This window comes from Mucilaginibacter rigui (genome assembly GCF_014773275.1).
GTDB classification, from domain to species: Bacteria; Bacteroidota; Bacteroidia; order Sphingobacteriales; family Sphingobacteriaceae; genus Mucilaginibacter; species Mucilaginibacter rigui_A.
Map to the genome: position 1 here is coordinate 171560 of NZ_JACWMW010000001.1, position 15804 is coordinate 187363.

General features: G+C 42.8%; 14 protein-coding genes. 4 read left to right on the top strand and 10 right to left on the bottom strand.

Translation table 11 applies throughout. The annotated features are described in order from the left end of the window. The first annotated feature begins 8 nt into the window (after positions 1-8). From IDJ75_RS00750 to IDJ75_RS00765, 4 genes are all read left to right on the top strand, one after another. Entirely contained in the window at positions 9-1031 is a 1023-nt protein-coding gene (locus IDJ75_RS00750; protein WP_191173708.1) for a hypothetical protein, read from the top strand. A 153-nt stretch (positions 1032-1184) separates the two neighbouring features. Then, positions 1185-1898, top strand: a complete 714-nt coding sequence (locus IDJ75_RS00755) for a DUF2490 domain-containing protein (protein ID WP_191173709.1) — start codon at positions 1185-1187, stop codon at positions 1896-1898. Between the two features lie 50 nt (positions 1899-1948). Further along, positions 1949-2869 (top strand): DUF58 domain-containing protein, encoded by a 921-nt coding sequence (locus tag IDJ75_RS00760; protein WP_191173710.1) that lies wholly within the window; start codon positions 1949-1951, stop codon positions 2867-2869. Positions 2870-3047: 178 nt separating this feature from the next. Beyond that, positions 3048-4517, top strand: coding sequence for a glycoside hydrolase family 130 protein (locus tag IDJ75_RS00765; RefSeq protein WP_191173711.1), 1470 nt, complete (start codon positions 3048-3050; stop codon positions 4515-4517). Between the two features lie 334 nt (positions 4518-4851). Here IDJ75_RS00765 and IDJ75_RS00770 read toward each other — a convergent pair whose 3' ends face one another. From IDJ75_RS00770 to IDJ75_RS00815, 10 genes are all read right to left on the bottom strand, one after another. Further along, on the bottom strand, positions 4852-5856 hold the full coding sequence (locus IDJ75_RS00770; RefSeq protein WP_191173712.1) for a glycosyltransferase family 4 protein: 1005 nt from the start codon (positions 5854-5856) through the stop codon (positions 4852-4854). After that, positions 5856-8132, bottom strand: a complete 2277-nt coding sequence (locus IDJ75_RS00775) for a glycosyltransferase family 4 protein (RefSeq protein WP_191173713.1) — start codon at positions 8130-8132, stop codon at positions 5856-5858. The genes IDJ75_RS00770 and IDJ75_RS00775 overlap by 1 nt, the downstream gene beginning before the upstream one ends. Positions 8133-8355: 223 nt before the next feature. After that, positions 8356-9978: an aminotransferase class III-fold pyridoxal phosphate-dependent enzyme gene (locus IDJ75_RS00780; protein WP_191173714.1), complete on the bottom strand. Its 1623-nt coding sequence runs from the start codon at positions 9976-9978 to the stop codon at positions 8356-8358. Positions 9979-10017: 39 nt separating this feature from the next. Next, a complete protein-coding gene (locus tag IDJ75_RS00785) occupies positions 10018-10491 on the bottom strand; it encodes a hypothetical protein (RefSeq protein WP_191173715.1) in 474 nt (157 codons plus the stop codon). A gap of 11 nt (positions 10492-10502) precedes the next feature. After that, on the bottom strand, positions 10503-11324 hold the full coding sequence (locus IDJ75_RS00790) for a hypothetical protein (protein ID WP_191173716.1): 822 nt from the start codon (positions 11322-11324) through the stop codon (positions 10503-10505). Positions 11325-11385: 61 nt separating this feature from the next. Then, on the bottom strand, positions 11386-11940 hold the full coding sequence (locus IDJ75_RS00795) for an RNA polymerase sigma factor (RefSeq protein ID WP_191173717.1): 555 nt from the start codon (positions 11938-11940) through the stop codon (positions 11386-11388). A gap of 64 nt (positions 11941-12004) precedes the next feature. After that, positions 12005-12466 carry a thioredoxin-dependent thiol peroxidase gene (gene bcp, locus IDJ75_RS00800; protein ID WP_191173718.1) on the bottom strand — a complete coding sequence of 154 codons (462 nt, stop codon included), beginning with the start codon at positions 12464-12466 and terminating at the stop codon, positions 12005-12007. 2 nt (positions 12467-12468) lie between these two features. After that, positions 12469-14187 (bottom strand): M23 family metallopeptidase, encoded by a 1719-nt coding sequence (locus tag IDJ75_RS00805; protein ID WP_317173723.1) that lies wholly within the window; start codon positions 14185-14187, stop codon positions 12469-12471. A 176-nt stretch (positions 14188-14363) separates the two neighbouring features. Next, a complete protein-coding gene (locus IDJ75_RS00810) occupies positions 14364-14975 on the bottom strand; it encodes a fumarylacetoacetate hydrolase family protein (protein ID WP_191173720.1) in 612 nt (203 codons plus the stop codon). A 136-nt stretch (positions 14976-15111) separates the two neighbouring features. Beyond that, the gene (locus IDJ75_RS00815) at positions 15112-15615 is read right to left on the bottom strand and encodes a T9SS type A sorting domain-containing protein (protein ID WP_191173721.1); all 504 of its coding nucleotides are present in this window, start codon (positions 15613-15615) and stop codon (positions 15112-15114) included. Positions 15616-15804: the final 189 nt, after the last annotated feature.

A 15804-nucleotide genomic window follows, 5' to 3' on the forward strand; every position in this document is an offset into this window, starting at 1 on the left:
AATACAGCATGATAAAAAAGATCTACCTATTTCTACTAATCACTATTTTAGCGACAGGCGCGGTAAAAGCGCAAAACGTCGATTTCCATTTAAACGGAATGAGCTTTTTTGATAACCGCGAATACAAGGAATTTGTAACCCGGTCGCGCACTTATTCGGGTGTGCGCGTTACAGCCGATGTTGGCTTTAATATAGATAGCAACAACCACTTTATTTTTGGCGCCAACGCCCTGCACGAGTTTGGCGGTAACCCATTTTTTTTACGTGTAAACCCTATTGCTTATTATAGTTTTACAGGTAAAAACTGGTTATTTAACGCCGGTGCTTTCAGCCGCGAAGGTTTATTGACCGATTACCCGCGTGCTATGCTGAATGATACCCTGCGTTATTACCGCCCCAATGTAGAAGGTTTGCTAACGCGATTTAAAAATAGCCACTTTACCGAAACCGTTTGGATTGATTGGGTAAGCCGCCAAACCGATGTAGATAGAGAACAGTTCCTGTTCGGGTTTTCGGGTAAGTACCAGCCATCGGTAAGCGGGCCGTTTTACGTGTCGCATTATTTCTTTTTACTGCATGATGCAGGCCCCGCAATTGCCATCCCTAACGATCATATCCGCGATAACGGTGCAGCGCAGATCAGGCTTGGGGCCAACTTAAGCCACAAAACCTTTCTTGATTCGTTAAGTTTTGAAGCAGGCGGTATGCTATCGTTAGAACGCAGCAGGGGGATTGACGGCTGGCAAAAACCCAAAGGTTTTGTGGCCAGTGCCTATGCAAGCTATAAACGTTTTGCCCTGAATGATGAATTTTACAAAGGCGATGGTCATCATATTGCTTTTGGTGATGCCTACTATCAGTATAAAACCTATAACAGGCTTGATATTATTTACACCCCATTTATAGCAAAAGGTTTAAAAGGGCAGTTTGTACTTAGTCTGCACAATACTCCGGGCCATTTCAGCAACCAGGAGGCTTTCAGGTTAACGTATGATATTGGCAGAAAAAATTTGGTGAAGTTTAAGGATTAGAAAATATTATAAAACTTGTTATGCTGAATATAGTGAAGCATCTATTTGCCAGTTACATATAGCCGGTTAGATACTTCTCTATCGCTCAGGGATGACAAACTTTTTTGCAGGTAAGCATAGTTTTTTATCTTCGCATCATACCATTATCCCCTTATGAAAAAAACGCTGACATTACTTTTACTTATTACCATATTAACATCAGGCAAATTATTTGCACAGGAGAACCGTTTTTCGGGCTGGGGAGCATTATTCCACACGCAAAAGTTTTCTGATAAATGGGGTATGTCGTTTGATGCGCAGTTCCGTTCGGCAACGCATTATGATTACCTTCAAAATATACTGTTGCGCCCATCGGTAAATTACTATTTCGATAAAAATAAGATGGCCGCTTTAGGCTATGCTTACATCGCTACCAATGGCAGGGCAGCAGGCGGGATTGAAACCTTTCGCCCCGAAAGCCGCATCTGGGAGCAACTCATCATTAATACAAAAATTGGTAAAACCAGTACGCTGCAACATCGCTTCAGGCTGGAGCAACGCTTTTTAGGTAATACCACAAACAGAACCGATCATTATTTTTCACAGCGCCTGCGTTACTTTGCCAGGGCGGTTGTGCCACTTAAAAAAACAGAAACGTTTAATAAAGGTGCTTTCGTAGGGTTACAAAATGAGGTGTTCGCCAATGTTCAGAATAATAATAAGGTTAATAAACACTTTTTCGATCAAAACCGTGCTTATGTAGCCTTGGGTTACCGCCTGCATAAAAAGGCCGATGTAGAGTTTGGTTACCTAAACCAGTACATCAAACAAACCGAAACCTACGTAATTAACCATGTTTTGCAGGCGGCTATTTATACCAGGTTTTAACTGTTCAAAATAAGCGGGTATCATAAACGTTAAAGTTTATATCTTGCATTATGCCCACACTCAGTAATGATCAGCATATACGGCAACTGGCTAATCTGGAACTGCTTGCCAGGCAGGTTGTTGAGGGTTTTATAACCGGCCTGCATCAAAGTCCGTTTCATGGCTTTTCTGTTGAATTTGCCGAGCACAGGCTGTATAACAACGGCGAATCCGTCAAAAATATCGATTGGAAACTGCTTGCCCGCACCGATAAGCTTTTTGTAAAACAGTTTGAAGAGGAAACCAACCTGCGCTGTTTTTTATTGTTGGATACTTCATCGTCCATGAATTTCCCGGCAGAGGGGGCAAACAAGCTACAGTTTTCGATATATGCAATCGCCTCGCTCATGTACCTGTTCAAAAAACAGCGGGACGCATTCGGGCTTTGCCTTTTTTCGGATAAGATGGACTGGATGAGTCCGGCGCGTTCAACTTCAACACATTTGTTTCGCCTGTATGCCGAATTGGAGAAGGCTTACGACCATCCTAAACAAAATACCTCAACCAATATAACCCAGGTGCTGCACCACGTTGCCGGCGAGATCCATCAACGGTCGATGGTGATCATTTTTAGCGATATGCTGGAGAATAGCCTCAATCCTGAAAAAACGCAGCAGCTTTTCGCGGCTATACAACACCTAAAGTATAAAAAGCATGAGGTGATCATTTTTAACGTTACCAGCAAACAAAAAGAGCAGGATTTTAATTTTGATAACCGCCCGCATCATTTTGTTGATATAGAGACGGGTACTGAAGTACGCGTGCATCCAAACAAAATTCGCGACAGCTACCAAGCAGCTTTGAAAGATTATCGCCACCAACTTAAACTGAAATGCGCCCAGCACCATATCCAGTTAGTAGATGCCGACATTGAGCAGGGGTATAACGAGATCCTGAAAACCTACCTTATCAAAAGAAACAGTATGATTTAATACCGGCATGCATATCGGTCTGAAATTTGTGCTTAAACCATCAACTGTTAAATAAATCAAATTTAAAACAACGTGTTTACGTATATAATGTAATATTTACAGATAATATCAAGCTTTGTGAAATTGCGCAAATCAATTTAGCGGGCATGGTGTTATTGAATAAACGCATCTATTTAGTATGAGACTTTCTGTAGAACGAAAACCAATAAGAGTAAATCCCGATCCGAAGCGTGTAATAGCAAGATTTTTCTTTAATGGAAATGACAGGGCAAAAGAGGTTCTGCAGCGCGTAATGGGTATCTCAGAAGATACCGCTTTCGGCATTGTATCGCCATTGCTCCAGGAATATTCTAAACGCCACCGTAATATAACCCGGGTGCTTAACCGCCATTGCAGTAAGCTTAAACCGCTTATTGCCGAACTGGGGGTAGATTTTGATACGCTTACCGTATACCGTAAACTATTAATAGGCTCGTACTTTACGCACGAGTATTCTATCGAATCGGCAGCGTTCTTTAACCCTTCTATTGTGGAAGACCCTGACCAAACCGAAATGGAAGACGGGCAGAAACGGGTTATCATTAGCTTTAGGGCAGTAGGCGAAGGGCATATCAGCTCTATCACTTTTCGCAGGGCGATGATTGATAAGGATAACAAGATAACCGTTTTACCGGCCGGCAGTTATATTGATGAGGCCGAAATTGTACGAAATGCGGTTTACAATAAGAAACTGTTTTTAGAAAAAGCCGCTATTACCCAGATCAACATCAGTGTGTTGCACGAACTGGAAGATAAGCTTGATCATCATTTTGAATACTCTAACCTGCGCCGTATTATTCTCGACTCGCAAAAGCTGCAGGAGGATGATATGGTGCGCCTGGAGTATGATAAGGTACTGTGGCTGGCCGATTCGTACTACGAGATCGTTTTCTCGCTGGATACCGATATCTCCGACAGAGTGATCTTCCCGATATCAGAGTACGAGCGTAAGGGTATTGAAGACGCTCGCTTTGTTAAGTTTATTAATGAGGATGGTACTTACGTCTACTATGCTACCTACACCGCGTATGATGGTTCGCTGATTATGCCGAAGCTGCTGCAAACCAGCGATTTTTATAATTTTAAGATAATGCCTTTATACGGGGCTGGTGCGCAGAACAAGAACCTGGCGCTGTTCCCCCGTAAAATAAACGGGAAATACGCCATGATATCGCGGATAGATGGGTGCAACAATTACATCATGTACTCTGATAAGATAAATATCTGGGAAAAACCCGATCTGTTGCAAACACCAAAATTTACCTGGGAATTTGTACAGATAGGTAACTGTGGCTCGCCGATAGAAACCCGTGACGGATGGATAGTAATAACCCATGGCGTAGGCCCAATGCGCCGTTATGTGCTGGGTGCAAGCTTGCTGAAACTGGACGACCCAACCGTAGAGATAGGTCGACTTAAAGAGCCTTTATTGGTGCCTAACAGCGATGAGCGTGAAGGTTATGTACCCAACGTATTGTACTCGTGCGGGTCTATGATCCATAATAATAAACTCATTATTCCTTACGGTATCTCCGATTCATCAACATCATTTGCTGAAGTTGACCTTGATGAGCTGCTTGCTAAGTTTAAGGAAGACGGGATAGATTAGCGCTTTTTAAGGTGCCGGTGTATATAGGTTAAAAACGGCATTAAAACGACTTATAACGCCCCTCAAACGGCCTTAGTATTTTCAAGGTGTTCACGTTCACGCAAATTTGCGACCGTGAACACTCTTATCTGTCTTATAATCAGCGATTTTTGTTTTTAGGACTTTATAAATGTTTAATTATCAGGCTATTGTAATTGAATTCGCTTTTATTGGGGGCATCTTACTCCTTAACTGTATTCACCATGGTTACAAAAAAACACAGGGTGCACAAAGATGATAATCAATCTTTGCGCACCCTGTGACTCTTAGTGTTTTTTGTGGTTAAGGTTCTAACTTACCCCAATATCTGCTGATACAACTTAAAATAATCCTCTGTCATTTTCTCCTTAGAGAATTGGGAATTAGCCCATTCGCGGCAATCGGCACGGTTTATAGAACCAAGCTGATCTATCACATCAACAGCTTCATCAACCGTATTCACTAAAAAACCTGTTTTTTCATGCCTGATCAATTCCGGCATCGAACCCTTGTTGAATGCGATAACGGGTGTGCCGCACAGCATAGATTCGGCTACGCTCATACCAAAAGGTTCAGCAAAATTTATGGGATGCAGCAGGGCAAGGGCATTGCCCAAAAGTTCGTTTCGCTTATCCGGGCCGGCGGGGCCAATGTACCGGATCTGTTCATTAAGCTGTGGCTCTACTTTTTCTTTAAAGTAGTTCTCATCCTGGATGATGCCTGCTATTATTAGCCTTTTTTTAGCTTTTTTAGCTATTTCGATGGCTTCAACCGGGCCTTTATCATGGTGGATACGCCCGAAGTATAACAGGTAATCCTGCGGTTGTTCGGTAAACTTAAAATCTTTGGTATCCAACCCATTATAAACTGTGGCAATATATTCAAGTTCGGCGCTGCGGTCTGCATTGCTGATGGATACATAATGCCCGCGCGAATTGTACTTTTTATAAACCGGTATAATGCGTGGCGATGAAAAACCATGTATAGTGGTTATCATGGGCGTATCAATAAGCCCGGAATAAGTAAGCGGCAAAAAATCAAAGTTGTTGTGGATGATATCAAAATCGCCGGCCTGTTCCATCAGGTTGCTGATGTGCAGGCATTCCAGCACTTTGGCATCCTGAGACCGGTCTTCTTCGTAACCTTGTGCACAAACAGCTTTTAACTTGCCTTCGGTGATAGAATCGCCCGTGGCAAAAAGGGTTACATTAATACCAAGCTTTATCAGGCCTTCGGCGATGTTTGATGCTACCTGTTCCCACGGCCCGTAGTGCCTGGGCGGCGTGCGCCAGGCAACAGGGGCTAATATAGCTGCTTTCATTAACACACTTTAACCTGTGTTTCCATTTTGTTGTATTCGTACTCCAGCTCAAAAGCTTTTAATACCGTTAAGTGCGATATCAGGTACGCCAGTGTACTTTCGGCGCCCTGGTTACGGTTGATGCCTGTTGGCAGCAAACCATCGCAGCAGCCCTTGGTTTCATGGTCATACAATGGTGCGCGCAGGGTGTTCTCGCCCAGGAACCACTTATAGCTCAGGAACATTTTTTCGATATACTGCGGCTTACGGAAGATCTGGTACGCCTGGAAATGCATCAGCACCATAGCCATTGTTTCAATAGCCTGCTGATCAAACGTAGGGAACTTACCGCCACGGTAATACCAGCCATCGTTACCCACCGGGCTTAAATATCCATTAGATAGGGTAAGCTTGTCCAGGAAGGCCATTGTTTTTAAGGCAATATCCTTAGCTTTTTGGTTACCTGTTATCTCGCAAGAGTGTAGCAGCGCAAGCGGAAGAATAGCGTTATCATAGGTCATGCTTTCTTCAAACCATTCCCAATCGTCAGACCGGGTGTTTTCGTAAGCATCTATTAAAGGCTGGGTTAAACGCACCAGTTCGGCAACCATACCTTCATCTGTAGGGTAGGCCTGCAGGTACAAAGCAATACCAATAATGGTATTGGCCTGGCCGCGTATATGTTTTAAGGCTTTAAAGTGCGGGTACGATTTGTGGAATATCTCCATCGCAAATTCGCGGTACGAATTACTTGCCGCGCAACTAATTAAGTGCCCTAATGCCCAGATGGTACGGCCGAAGGAATCTTCAGAACCCACCTCATCCAGATACTGGCGGCTAAAGCTTAAGAAGTTACGGAAGTTACCGTCCTCCGTTTGCATGTAGTGGATGTAACTCAGGTATATGGGCAATAATTTAAATGCTTCATTGCTCCCGCTTCGTTGATAAGCCATTAAGGCCATGATGAGTGCGCGTGAGTTATCATCCAGGCAATAACCTTCTTTTAAGTTTGGAATGCCATATTTAGCGTGCTGAACGATGCCGGTATCATCAGTTAAACGCAAAACGTGCGTAAGGCTGAATTTTGGTAATATCTCAGGGTCAACAATGCTGTTTTTTAATATTTTGTCGCTAAAGTCATGCGTTGCAGCAGCTTCCTGTGCTATTTTAATAAATTCGGCACCGGTTGCAGGCCAGCGTAAATGCAGGCCATATTCGTAAGCGTTATCTTTTAATTCTTTAAGTACTTTGTCATTATCTAACAGTTCGTTAACTATATCTGCAAGCATGTCGGCATTCTTAAAGTCGAACAAACGGCCGCGGCCATCAGCCAGCAATTCGGTTGCATGCCAGTATGGTGTTGATACCACAGCAGCACCCGCGCCTACGGCGTATGATAGGGTACCGCTGGTAATTTGCGCCTCGTTAAGGTATGGTGTAACATACACTTCGGCGGCAGTAAGGTAATCTATCAGCTCATCCTCGGCTACAAACTTATTAATGAATGATAAATGCTGCGAAACTTTTAATTGAGCGGCCAGGCTTTTTAAATGGTCGCGATATTCTTCGCCCGAGTTTTTGATAACGCCGGGGTGGGTATTACCAAGCACTACGTACATCACATCGGGATGTTTCTCTACAATTTTTGGCAGGGCTTTTACAACGGTTTCTAAACCTTTGTTGCGGCTTAGTAAACCAAAAGTTAATAGCACACGGCGGTTTTTAAACTGGCTTAAGCTTTTAACCGGGTTAACCTCAGGCGCTTCCAGATCGGGTACGCCATGTTCTATAATTTGAATTTTGTCTTCAGGGATATCATATATAGTGGTCAGGAATTCAACTGCGCGTTTGCTCATCACTATAATTTTTGACGATTGCTCGGCAATTTCGCGGATAATGATACGCTGAACGTAGCTGGGATCTTTTAATATGGTGTGGAGTATTGATATCAGAGGTTTCTCTAAACGGTTTATCAAGGGTAAGATATATATACCGCTTTCGCCGCCGTAAATACCAAATTCATGCTCCAGTATAACCGCATCGGCAGTGCTGGTATTGATGTAATTGGCTGCACGTATATAGTCCTTTTGATGATTTTGACGAATAACGTATTTAACGTCGGCCGGGTATTCATATTCCTGTATGTTCTCCGAATCGTTAAGCGCTACAACAAAGCCGCCATCGAGTGAGCTTTTCCTTTCGGGGAAATTGGCATTGATGGCATTCATTAAATTAAAATTGAAAGTTGCAATACCGCATTCGCGGGGCGGAAAGGTTGATATATATGCGATTTTCATATTATATAGAAGATGTTATATTGTTAATAAAGCTCAGTATGACCCGAAAAGTATGCACCTATGACCTCAAAAATAGTAATTAGGGAGTCGAAGAGGATATATACACAGGCCTGTACTACTGTGCATAAACTATACCAATAAAGAGACAATGCTTATCGTAACTTTATTTTTACAGTTAAATTATTAATTAGAATTTAAAAATACTGGAGCGATCATGAAATGATTAAACCGTATCTGCGTGAAATTCAATGGCCTTGATAATTATATTACAGGCATTGATAAGCTGGGTGTTACTAATAACCAGCGGAGGGGCCAAACGCATAGAATTGCTGCAATGCAGGAACCAGTCGGTAATTATATGGTTTTCTATACAGGTGTCGATTATTTTTTTGTTCAATTCAAAGCTTTCAAATTCTACGGCCAGCATTAGCCCTATACCGCGAATTTCCTTTATAGCAGGGTGTACAAGATGTTTACGGATGATGGCCTCTTTTTCTGCAACAGCGGCAACAAGGTTCTCCTCAAGTAAAACCTCTAAGGCAGCAAGCCCCGCAGCGCAGCAAACCGGGTGCCCTCCAAACGTAGTAATATGCCCCAGTATAGGGTTTTCTTTAAAAGCCGACATCACATCCACCGGGGCTATAAAAGCCCCTACAGGCATGCCGCCGCCAAGCGCCTTGGCCAGCAGCAGTATATCGGGCACAATATTAAAATGCTTAAAGGCGAAGAGTTGGCCTGTACGGCCAAATGCAGCCTGTATCTCATCCAGTATTAGCAACGCGCCAACCTCGGTACAGCGGGCACGCAAAGCTTGCATGTAGGCAGTATGGGGTACGCGTATGCCGGCCTCGCCCTGTACCGTTTCAAGTATCACGCAGGCGGTTTGCCTGGTGATCAGTTCCAGATCGGGCAAGTTATTAAGGCTTATAAAATTTACACCCGGTAACAATGGGCGATAGGCCTGCTTGTATTCTTCATTCCCCATAACGCTTAAAGCACCGTGGGTACTGCCGTGGTATGAGCCATGAAAGGCAACCACCTGGTGCCTGCCGGTAAAACGCTTGGCCAGCTTTAACGCCCCTTCAACAGCCTCAGAGCCCGAGTTGGTGAAATAAACCGAGTTTAATGTTTTTGGGAGGATACTCACCAGTTTTTCGGCAAAGCGCACCTGTGGGGTTTGTACATACTCGCCATATACCATCAGGTGCATGTATTTATCAACCTGGTCTTTAACCGCCTGTACAACCTTTGGGTTGCTGTGGCCCAGGTTACTTACGCCAATGCCCGATATCAGATCGGTATAGGCGTTGCCTGCTTCGTCATAAATATATACGCCTTGCGCACGCTCAAACTCCAGCAATAAAGGGAAGTGGGTTGTTTGGGCGTTGTTGTTGAGAAAAAGCTGGCGTAACGTAAGCATGGATGTTGTTGTAAGGTTGGAAGGTTGGAAAGTTGTAATGTTATTTTTTTTTTTATCTGCTTCAAACTTTTTCAGGTAATCAATCAATGATTTCGTTTTTGACGAAAATTCTACGCTTCTGGCATATAAAGTTTCATATACAACCGTATCTAATTTCCCGGCCTGGCTAAGAATAAATAGTTTATTTCTAAACTCACCGGATGATCCTTTAGCATAATTTAAATAGCGAATAAAGTCAGGATTATTGTTGTATTCAAATCCTTCTGCAATATTATCAGACATTGAACAGGCAGCACGCCTGATCTGGTCTTTCATACCCCAATCAGACTTTAACGGTTCGGAGTCACAAAGCAAGTAAACATCAATAGCGATAGAAACGGCTATTTTCCAAATATCCAGGTCTTCGAACTTATTGAACTTGCTCAAAACATTCCAACTTTACAACATTCCAACCTTACAACAATATTAATTGCCTGCTCGTACGCTGCGTTCGCTAATTTGCCTGATGAGTTCATTTTTAAACTCATCCTCGCTTTTGTAAAGGGTGCTTACTTTTTCGGGCGATAATATTTTAAGGAATTCGTCGCGATAGTGCTTGCGGATAATTACCATTTGGTTATCATACTCAAGCTCCTTGTCTATCTGGTCCATACCGTTTACGGATGAACTGGAGTTATTTTGCTTCTTCAGGATCTTAATAGCGGTAAGATCTTCCTGGTATTGGCGGTACAAGGGCCAAAACTTGCGCGATTCGCCTGTGGTAAGTGCAAGCTGCTGGGCTATAAACTTATCCCGCGCGGCCTGTAGCTTAGGGTTACGAACTACCCTTGATTTGGCAACAGGTGCAGGCCGCCGGAAATTACTTACCTGTGCGGCAGCATCGTCATAGCTAACAGCAAATACCAATAAAAAGAAAATATATCTAAACAGCCTGTTCATTAAAATTATCGTTAATTAATATCTACATAGTCCTGTAAATCAGCATCCAGGGCATCAGTATTAATTTGCTTGTCGTTATCTATTATGCTGCGTGTATCGTTGGCATCCATATTAAGCTCAAGGTAGTCTTTTATTTCGTCTACCGGTATGTTTGATACCTGCTTGTGCAAAAGTGTTTGTGCATGCGTAGCAGGTTGTTGCGCTTCCCTTAAAAAAGCACCCGCGCCAATTATTAAAGCTAAGCAGGCGGCAGTAGCATATTTAAAGGTATTTGATGCCCACAGCTTGCGTACAATGGTTTTGCGTATTACAACTTCCTTGTTAACCGTTTTATTTAAAATATCCTGGCTAAGTTTTTCAAAGTAGTTATCAGGTACGGCAAATTCAGGGGTGCTGGCGGCCATCATTTCCTCAACAGCTATGCGGCTGGTTATTTGTTGCTGCAGGTTATCAAAATATCCCTGCGGAACGTTAAAGCCTGTCTCTTCTGCATTTACGGCAGCCTCAATGTTTATACGGCTTTGTATATTACCGGTAAGCTGTTCAAAATATCCCGCGGGCACAGCAAAACCTTTTTCTTCGGTACCTGCAATTGCCTCGATATTTATCCTGGCCTGGATATTAGCGTTAAGTTCATCAAAGTAATTCTCGGGCACAGTAAATCCCTGTGCCATATCATCACTCTTTAACTCATTTAATTTTATAAGGGACAATATGCGCTGACCGGCCTCTTCAAAATAGCCGGATGGCACTGTAAACGGGGTTTCTTTCGAAAACCGTTTAAGTGACATTTCTTCGTCCGCCCATTCGTTATTCTCCATATCGCTTTTCATATACTCTTATAGATGAACAAAGTTTCAAAAGGTTTAACGCTAATTTTAAAAATCTACTAATTTAATCGGTATTGGTAATAAAGGCTTCAATTTTTTTCACCGCGAGGTGATAGGAAGCTTTTAAAGCGCCCACACTTGTACCCAAAACATCGCTCATGTCCTCGTATTTCATATCGTCAAAATACTTCATGTTAAATACCAGGCGCTGTTTATCGGGCAGCGTTAATATTGCTTCCTGTAATTTTCGCTGTATCTGGTCGCCGTTAAACTGGTCAGAGCTCGATAGCGTATCCGCCAGCTCATAATCCACATCATCAAAAGATACATTGTTCTTGGCTTTCTTTTTATTCAAAAAAGTGATGCATTCATTGGTGGCAATGCGGTACATCCAGGTATACAGCTGCGCATCGTTACGAAAACCGGGCAGGTTTTTCCATATTTTTATGAAAACATCCTGTACAATGTCGTCAGCATCGTCATGGTCAATAACCATACGGCGTACGTGCCAGTATATCTTTTGCTGATACTTTCTCAGCAAAAGGTTAAATGCTTCGTTACGGGTCTTTTCGTCCCTAAACTTATTGAGTATCTCTTCGTCTTCTGCCTGAATGGCCATCTATTAAAATTTATCTTTTAAATAAATATAAAGCGTTTTTGTTTTATATATGTTTTAAATACAGTTAATCTAACAGTTCTAAAACCTGTTGCGAAGCGTTTTTGGTATCAACCTTTTCAATCACCTTATCAATAATGCCATCGCCATTAATAATAAAGGTAGTGCGTGCAGTACCCATATATTTTTTGCCGTACATATTCTTCTCCACCCAAACGCCATATGCTTCTACAATGCTGTGGTCGGTATCGGCTATCAGGGTAAAGGGCAGTTTGTATTTGGTTTCGAACTTCTTGTGCGATTTTTCATCATCCACACTTACGCCTATCACCTCAAAGCCCTTACTTAATAACGATTGGTAATTATCCCTGAAATCGCAGCTTTCTGCTGTACAGCCAGGGGTATCATCCTTTGGGTAAAAGTACAGTATAACATTTTTGCCCTTAAAATCGCCCAATGAAACGGCTTCGCCGTTTTGGTCGTTAGCTGTAAAGTTTGGCGCTTTTTCGCCTTGTTGTGGAGTTGCCATTTTTACCTGTTAAATTCTGCTTTAAATGTACTAACGTTATTTTTTATATCAGTCACGGTAAACTCAAAAGTATGTTTACCTGTGGATATACTATCGTCAAAGGTATAACTTAAAACCTTTGTTTTATAATCCCAGGCTACCAGCACCCATTTGCCATCAATTTTGCCTGCATAGCTTTTTATCCCGCTCAGGTTATCGCTCATGCGCAGCTTTATGGCCCGTAAAAGTTTCATGTTGCTGCCGTTGCGGATGTTGATAGGGGTAATAACGGGCGGCACGGTATCTATCCTGATGTAATAATCGCCAAAGGCATGGGCCAAACCCTTTACCCAGCCACCTTCCCAGGTACTGTTGATGGCACCTGTGGCCGCATTAACAATTACGGCCTTTTCGGCATAGGCACCAAGGCTGATGTCGGGTTTTATCCAAAGGTCGTAGCTGTCATGTATCGGCGTCAGCTTATTGTGGATGCGGTGTGTTGCAGAATAAGCGCCCGGCTTTGCGGGCAGGGTGGCGTATTGAAAGTCAAGGTCGTCGTACAAATTGCCGGGCATAATGGTAACCTTAACCTTATCGTTTGCAAACTCACTTTTACGGTCGTAATGCAGCAGGGTGCCGGTTGGTTTATCAGCAGGCAGGTTAGCTGCGGTGGTATTTGATTGTACCTTTAAAGTTAGGGTTGATGTATTGCCTGCCACATCTTTTACAATGTACTGCACCTCGTGCAGCTTATCATCATTAAAAGCCATAATTCCCCGGTTGATGGATTGCGGGTACAACGAAATGCGGCTGCCCGGCAATATAAAGCATTTTTGCATAAAGCGGTGCGCCGTGATAAACGCAGGGTAATCAATATAAGCGTTAATGGCGTGGGTTTGATCGAACGCGAAGCGCTCAACCGCGAAGGTGTACATAGTAACGCCATCCAGTTTAAGCTCCAGCGAGTAAATACCGTTGCGGTTGGCCGATGCGTCATTAACATCGCTAACTGTTATGCCAAAGCCGGTGTTACCGCTAATGTTTAGCACCTGTGGTTTTAGTAAATGATAGTTGCCGTTTGCACCGGTTACGGCTAAAAACTCTTTTGGTGTTTTTTCGCTGAAGGGGTTGCCGTTTAAATGATAGATGCCAATGGCGCTAATAGCCGGTGGCTTTGTATCGGGGATGGTGAGGCCAAACAGTTGCGGGTTGATGGTTTCCTGCGTTAAGGTGTCCCTGATCTCGAAATGCAGGTGCGGCCCGGCAGATGCCCCCTGGTTACCCGAAATGGCAACAACATCGCCTTTTTGAACTTTGAACATGCCGGGAGGTAAAGGTATATCGGCCTCAAAGGTTTGGTTTTTATATTGGTAATCGCGGATGTATTTATCAATCCCGGGCGTAAAATCATTAATGTGGCCGTAAACGGTTGTAAAGCCATTGGGGTGGGTAATATATAATGCCTGCCCAAAGCCGCCAAACTGGATGCGTACCCTCGATATATAACCATCATACGCGGCATGCACAGGGAAACCAACGCGCTGCATAGTGCGGAAATCAAGCCCCGAGTGGAAGTGGTTTGGCCTTAGTTCGCCGAAAGACCCTGCTGTTGCCGGCGGGATATCTAACGGGTAGCGTAATTGGTTTTTGGGGTATTGTTTGCTTTGGATAACATCCTGGGCGTATATGAAAGTTGCACTAAGCAGTAGTGCTGCTATACTGAATAATATTTTCCTGCTCACCGTTCGAATCAACATATTTAATTGTTTATTATTTCTATAGCAAAGACGCAAAGTTTTGTTTTTTGTCAGTCTGAGCCTGTCGAAGACTTAAAATCTTTGCATAGTGTTTAATGGTTCGACAGGCTCAACATGACATTGCAACTTTTTACGTCTCTGTGTCTTTGCGTGAAATAAATTTACTTCACATAAAAATCTAAAAGCTTATTACCCTCCAAAAATCCTTCCAGATGGTCGCCAACGGCAACTTTACCCACACCTTCGGGGGTGCCGGTGAATATCAGGTCGCCTTTTTTTAGGGTGATGTACTGTGATACAAAGGCAATTATGCGCTCAAAAGAAAACAGCAGATCTTTGGTATTGCCCTGCTGGCGGGTTTCGCCGTTTATATCCAGTTTAAAGTTCAGGTTGTATAGGTCGGCAAATTGCGCCTTTGGCAAAAAGTTACTTACCGGGGCCGAATTATCAAACGCCTTGGCCAGTTCCCAGGGCAGGCCTTTTTCTTTATGCTTAGTTTGGATGTCGCGCGCGGTGAAGTCAACCCCAAGGGCTATTTCCTCAAAATAATTAGCCGCGAATTTTTCGCTGATATGCTTGCCTTCTTTGCTTACTTTTAATACCAGTTCAATCTCGTGGTGTATATCCTGCGAAAACTCGGGATGGTAAAAAGGCTTGTTATCCTTTAACAGGGCGGTATCAGGCTTCATAAATATTACGGGGGTGGTAGGTACAGGGTTATTCAGCTCTTTAGCGTGTTCGGCGTAGTTGCGGCCAATGGCAATTATTTTCATAATGTTAATGCAATAACGCCGAAATTATAAACTCTAAATTCTAAAACCTAAAATCTACGTGTTTAAATTCTAAAAAGAGGAGGAGGATACAAGTTGTGCTTATCAAAAAAACACCCCTTTCGTAAGGCATGGGGGCTTACAGAACCGAGATGCGGGTGTTTACAGATTCGGTACCAACAACAATCCTTACAAAATAAAAACCGCGTGATAGTTTATTGCTGATGTTGTAGCTGATGTTTTGCTCGCCAAACTCAACCCTTTGCGAAAACAGGGTAAGTACATTGTTACCCAGTACATCCATCACATTTACGTTAACGTAGGCATTACGCGATACATTGTACTTCACATTAAGCACATCGGTAACCGGGATAGGGTAAACTTTTACGTTGGTAACCAACTTATCATCGGGCCGGGCAAGGTTTATTTTGGCGTTAGATGTAGCGGCAGGTTTTAACGGGGGCAGGGCTAAATGCAAGCCGTTTTTAAAATAAGAAGTTTTGGCCGGCTTGTATTTTAGTGTACGCAGGTATGAACTATCGCTTTTTTGAGCGTTAACCCCTCTTGCAAGCGCAAAATTTACCAGTATTGCCAGCGCAATTATGGTAAACCTGGAAGTAGCAAAAGTAGATCTTAGACTCATATTAAAATATTCTTTGCAAAAGTATAAATATTGCGTTCAACACCTCATAATGTTATGAATATATAAATACTTTTAACAATTTTTAACAAAATAAGGTTTTATTAGTTATTTTAAATTATAGACTTATACGATTAAACTTAGTTTAAGTTGTAAATGGATTTTTTTAATAGTTTTGTATCCTTTTTAAAT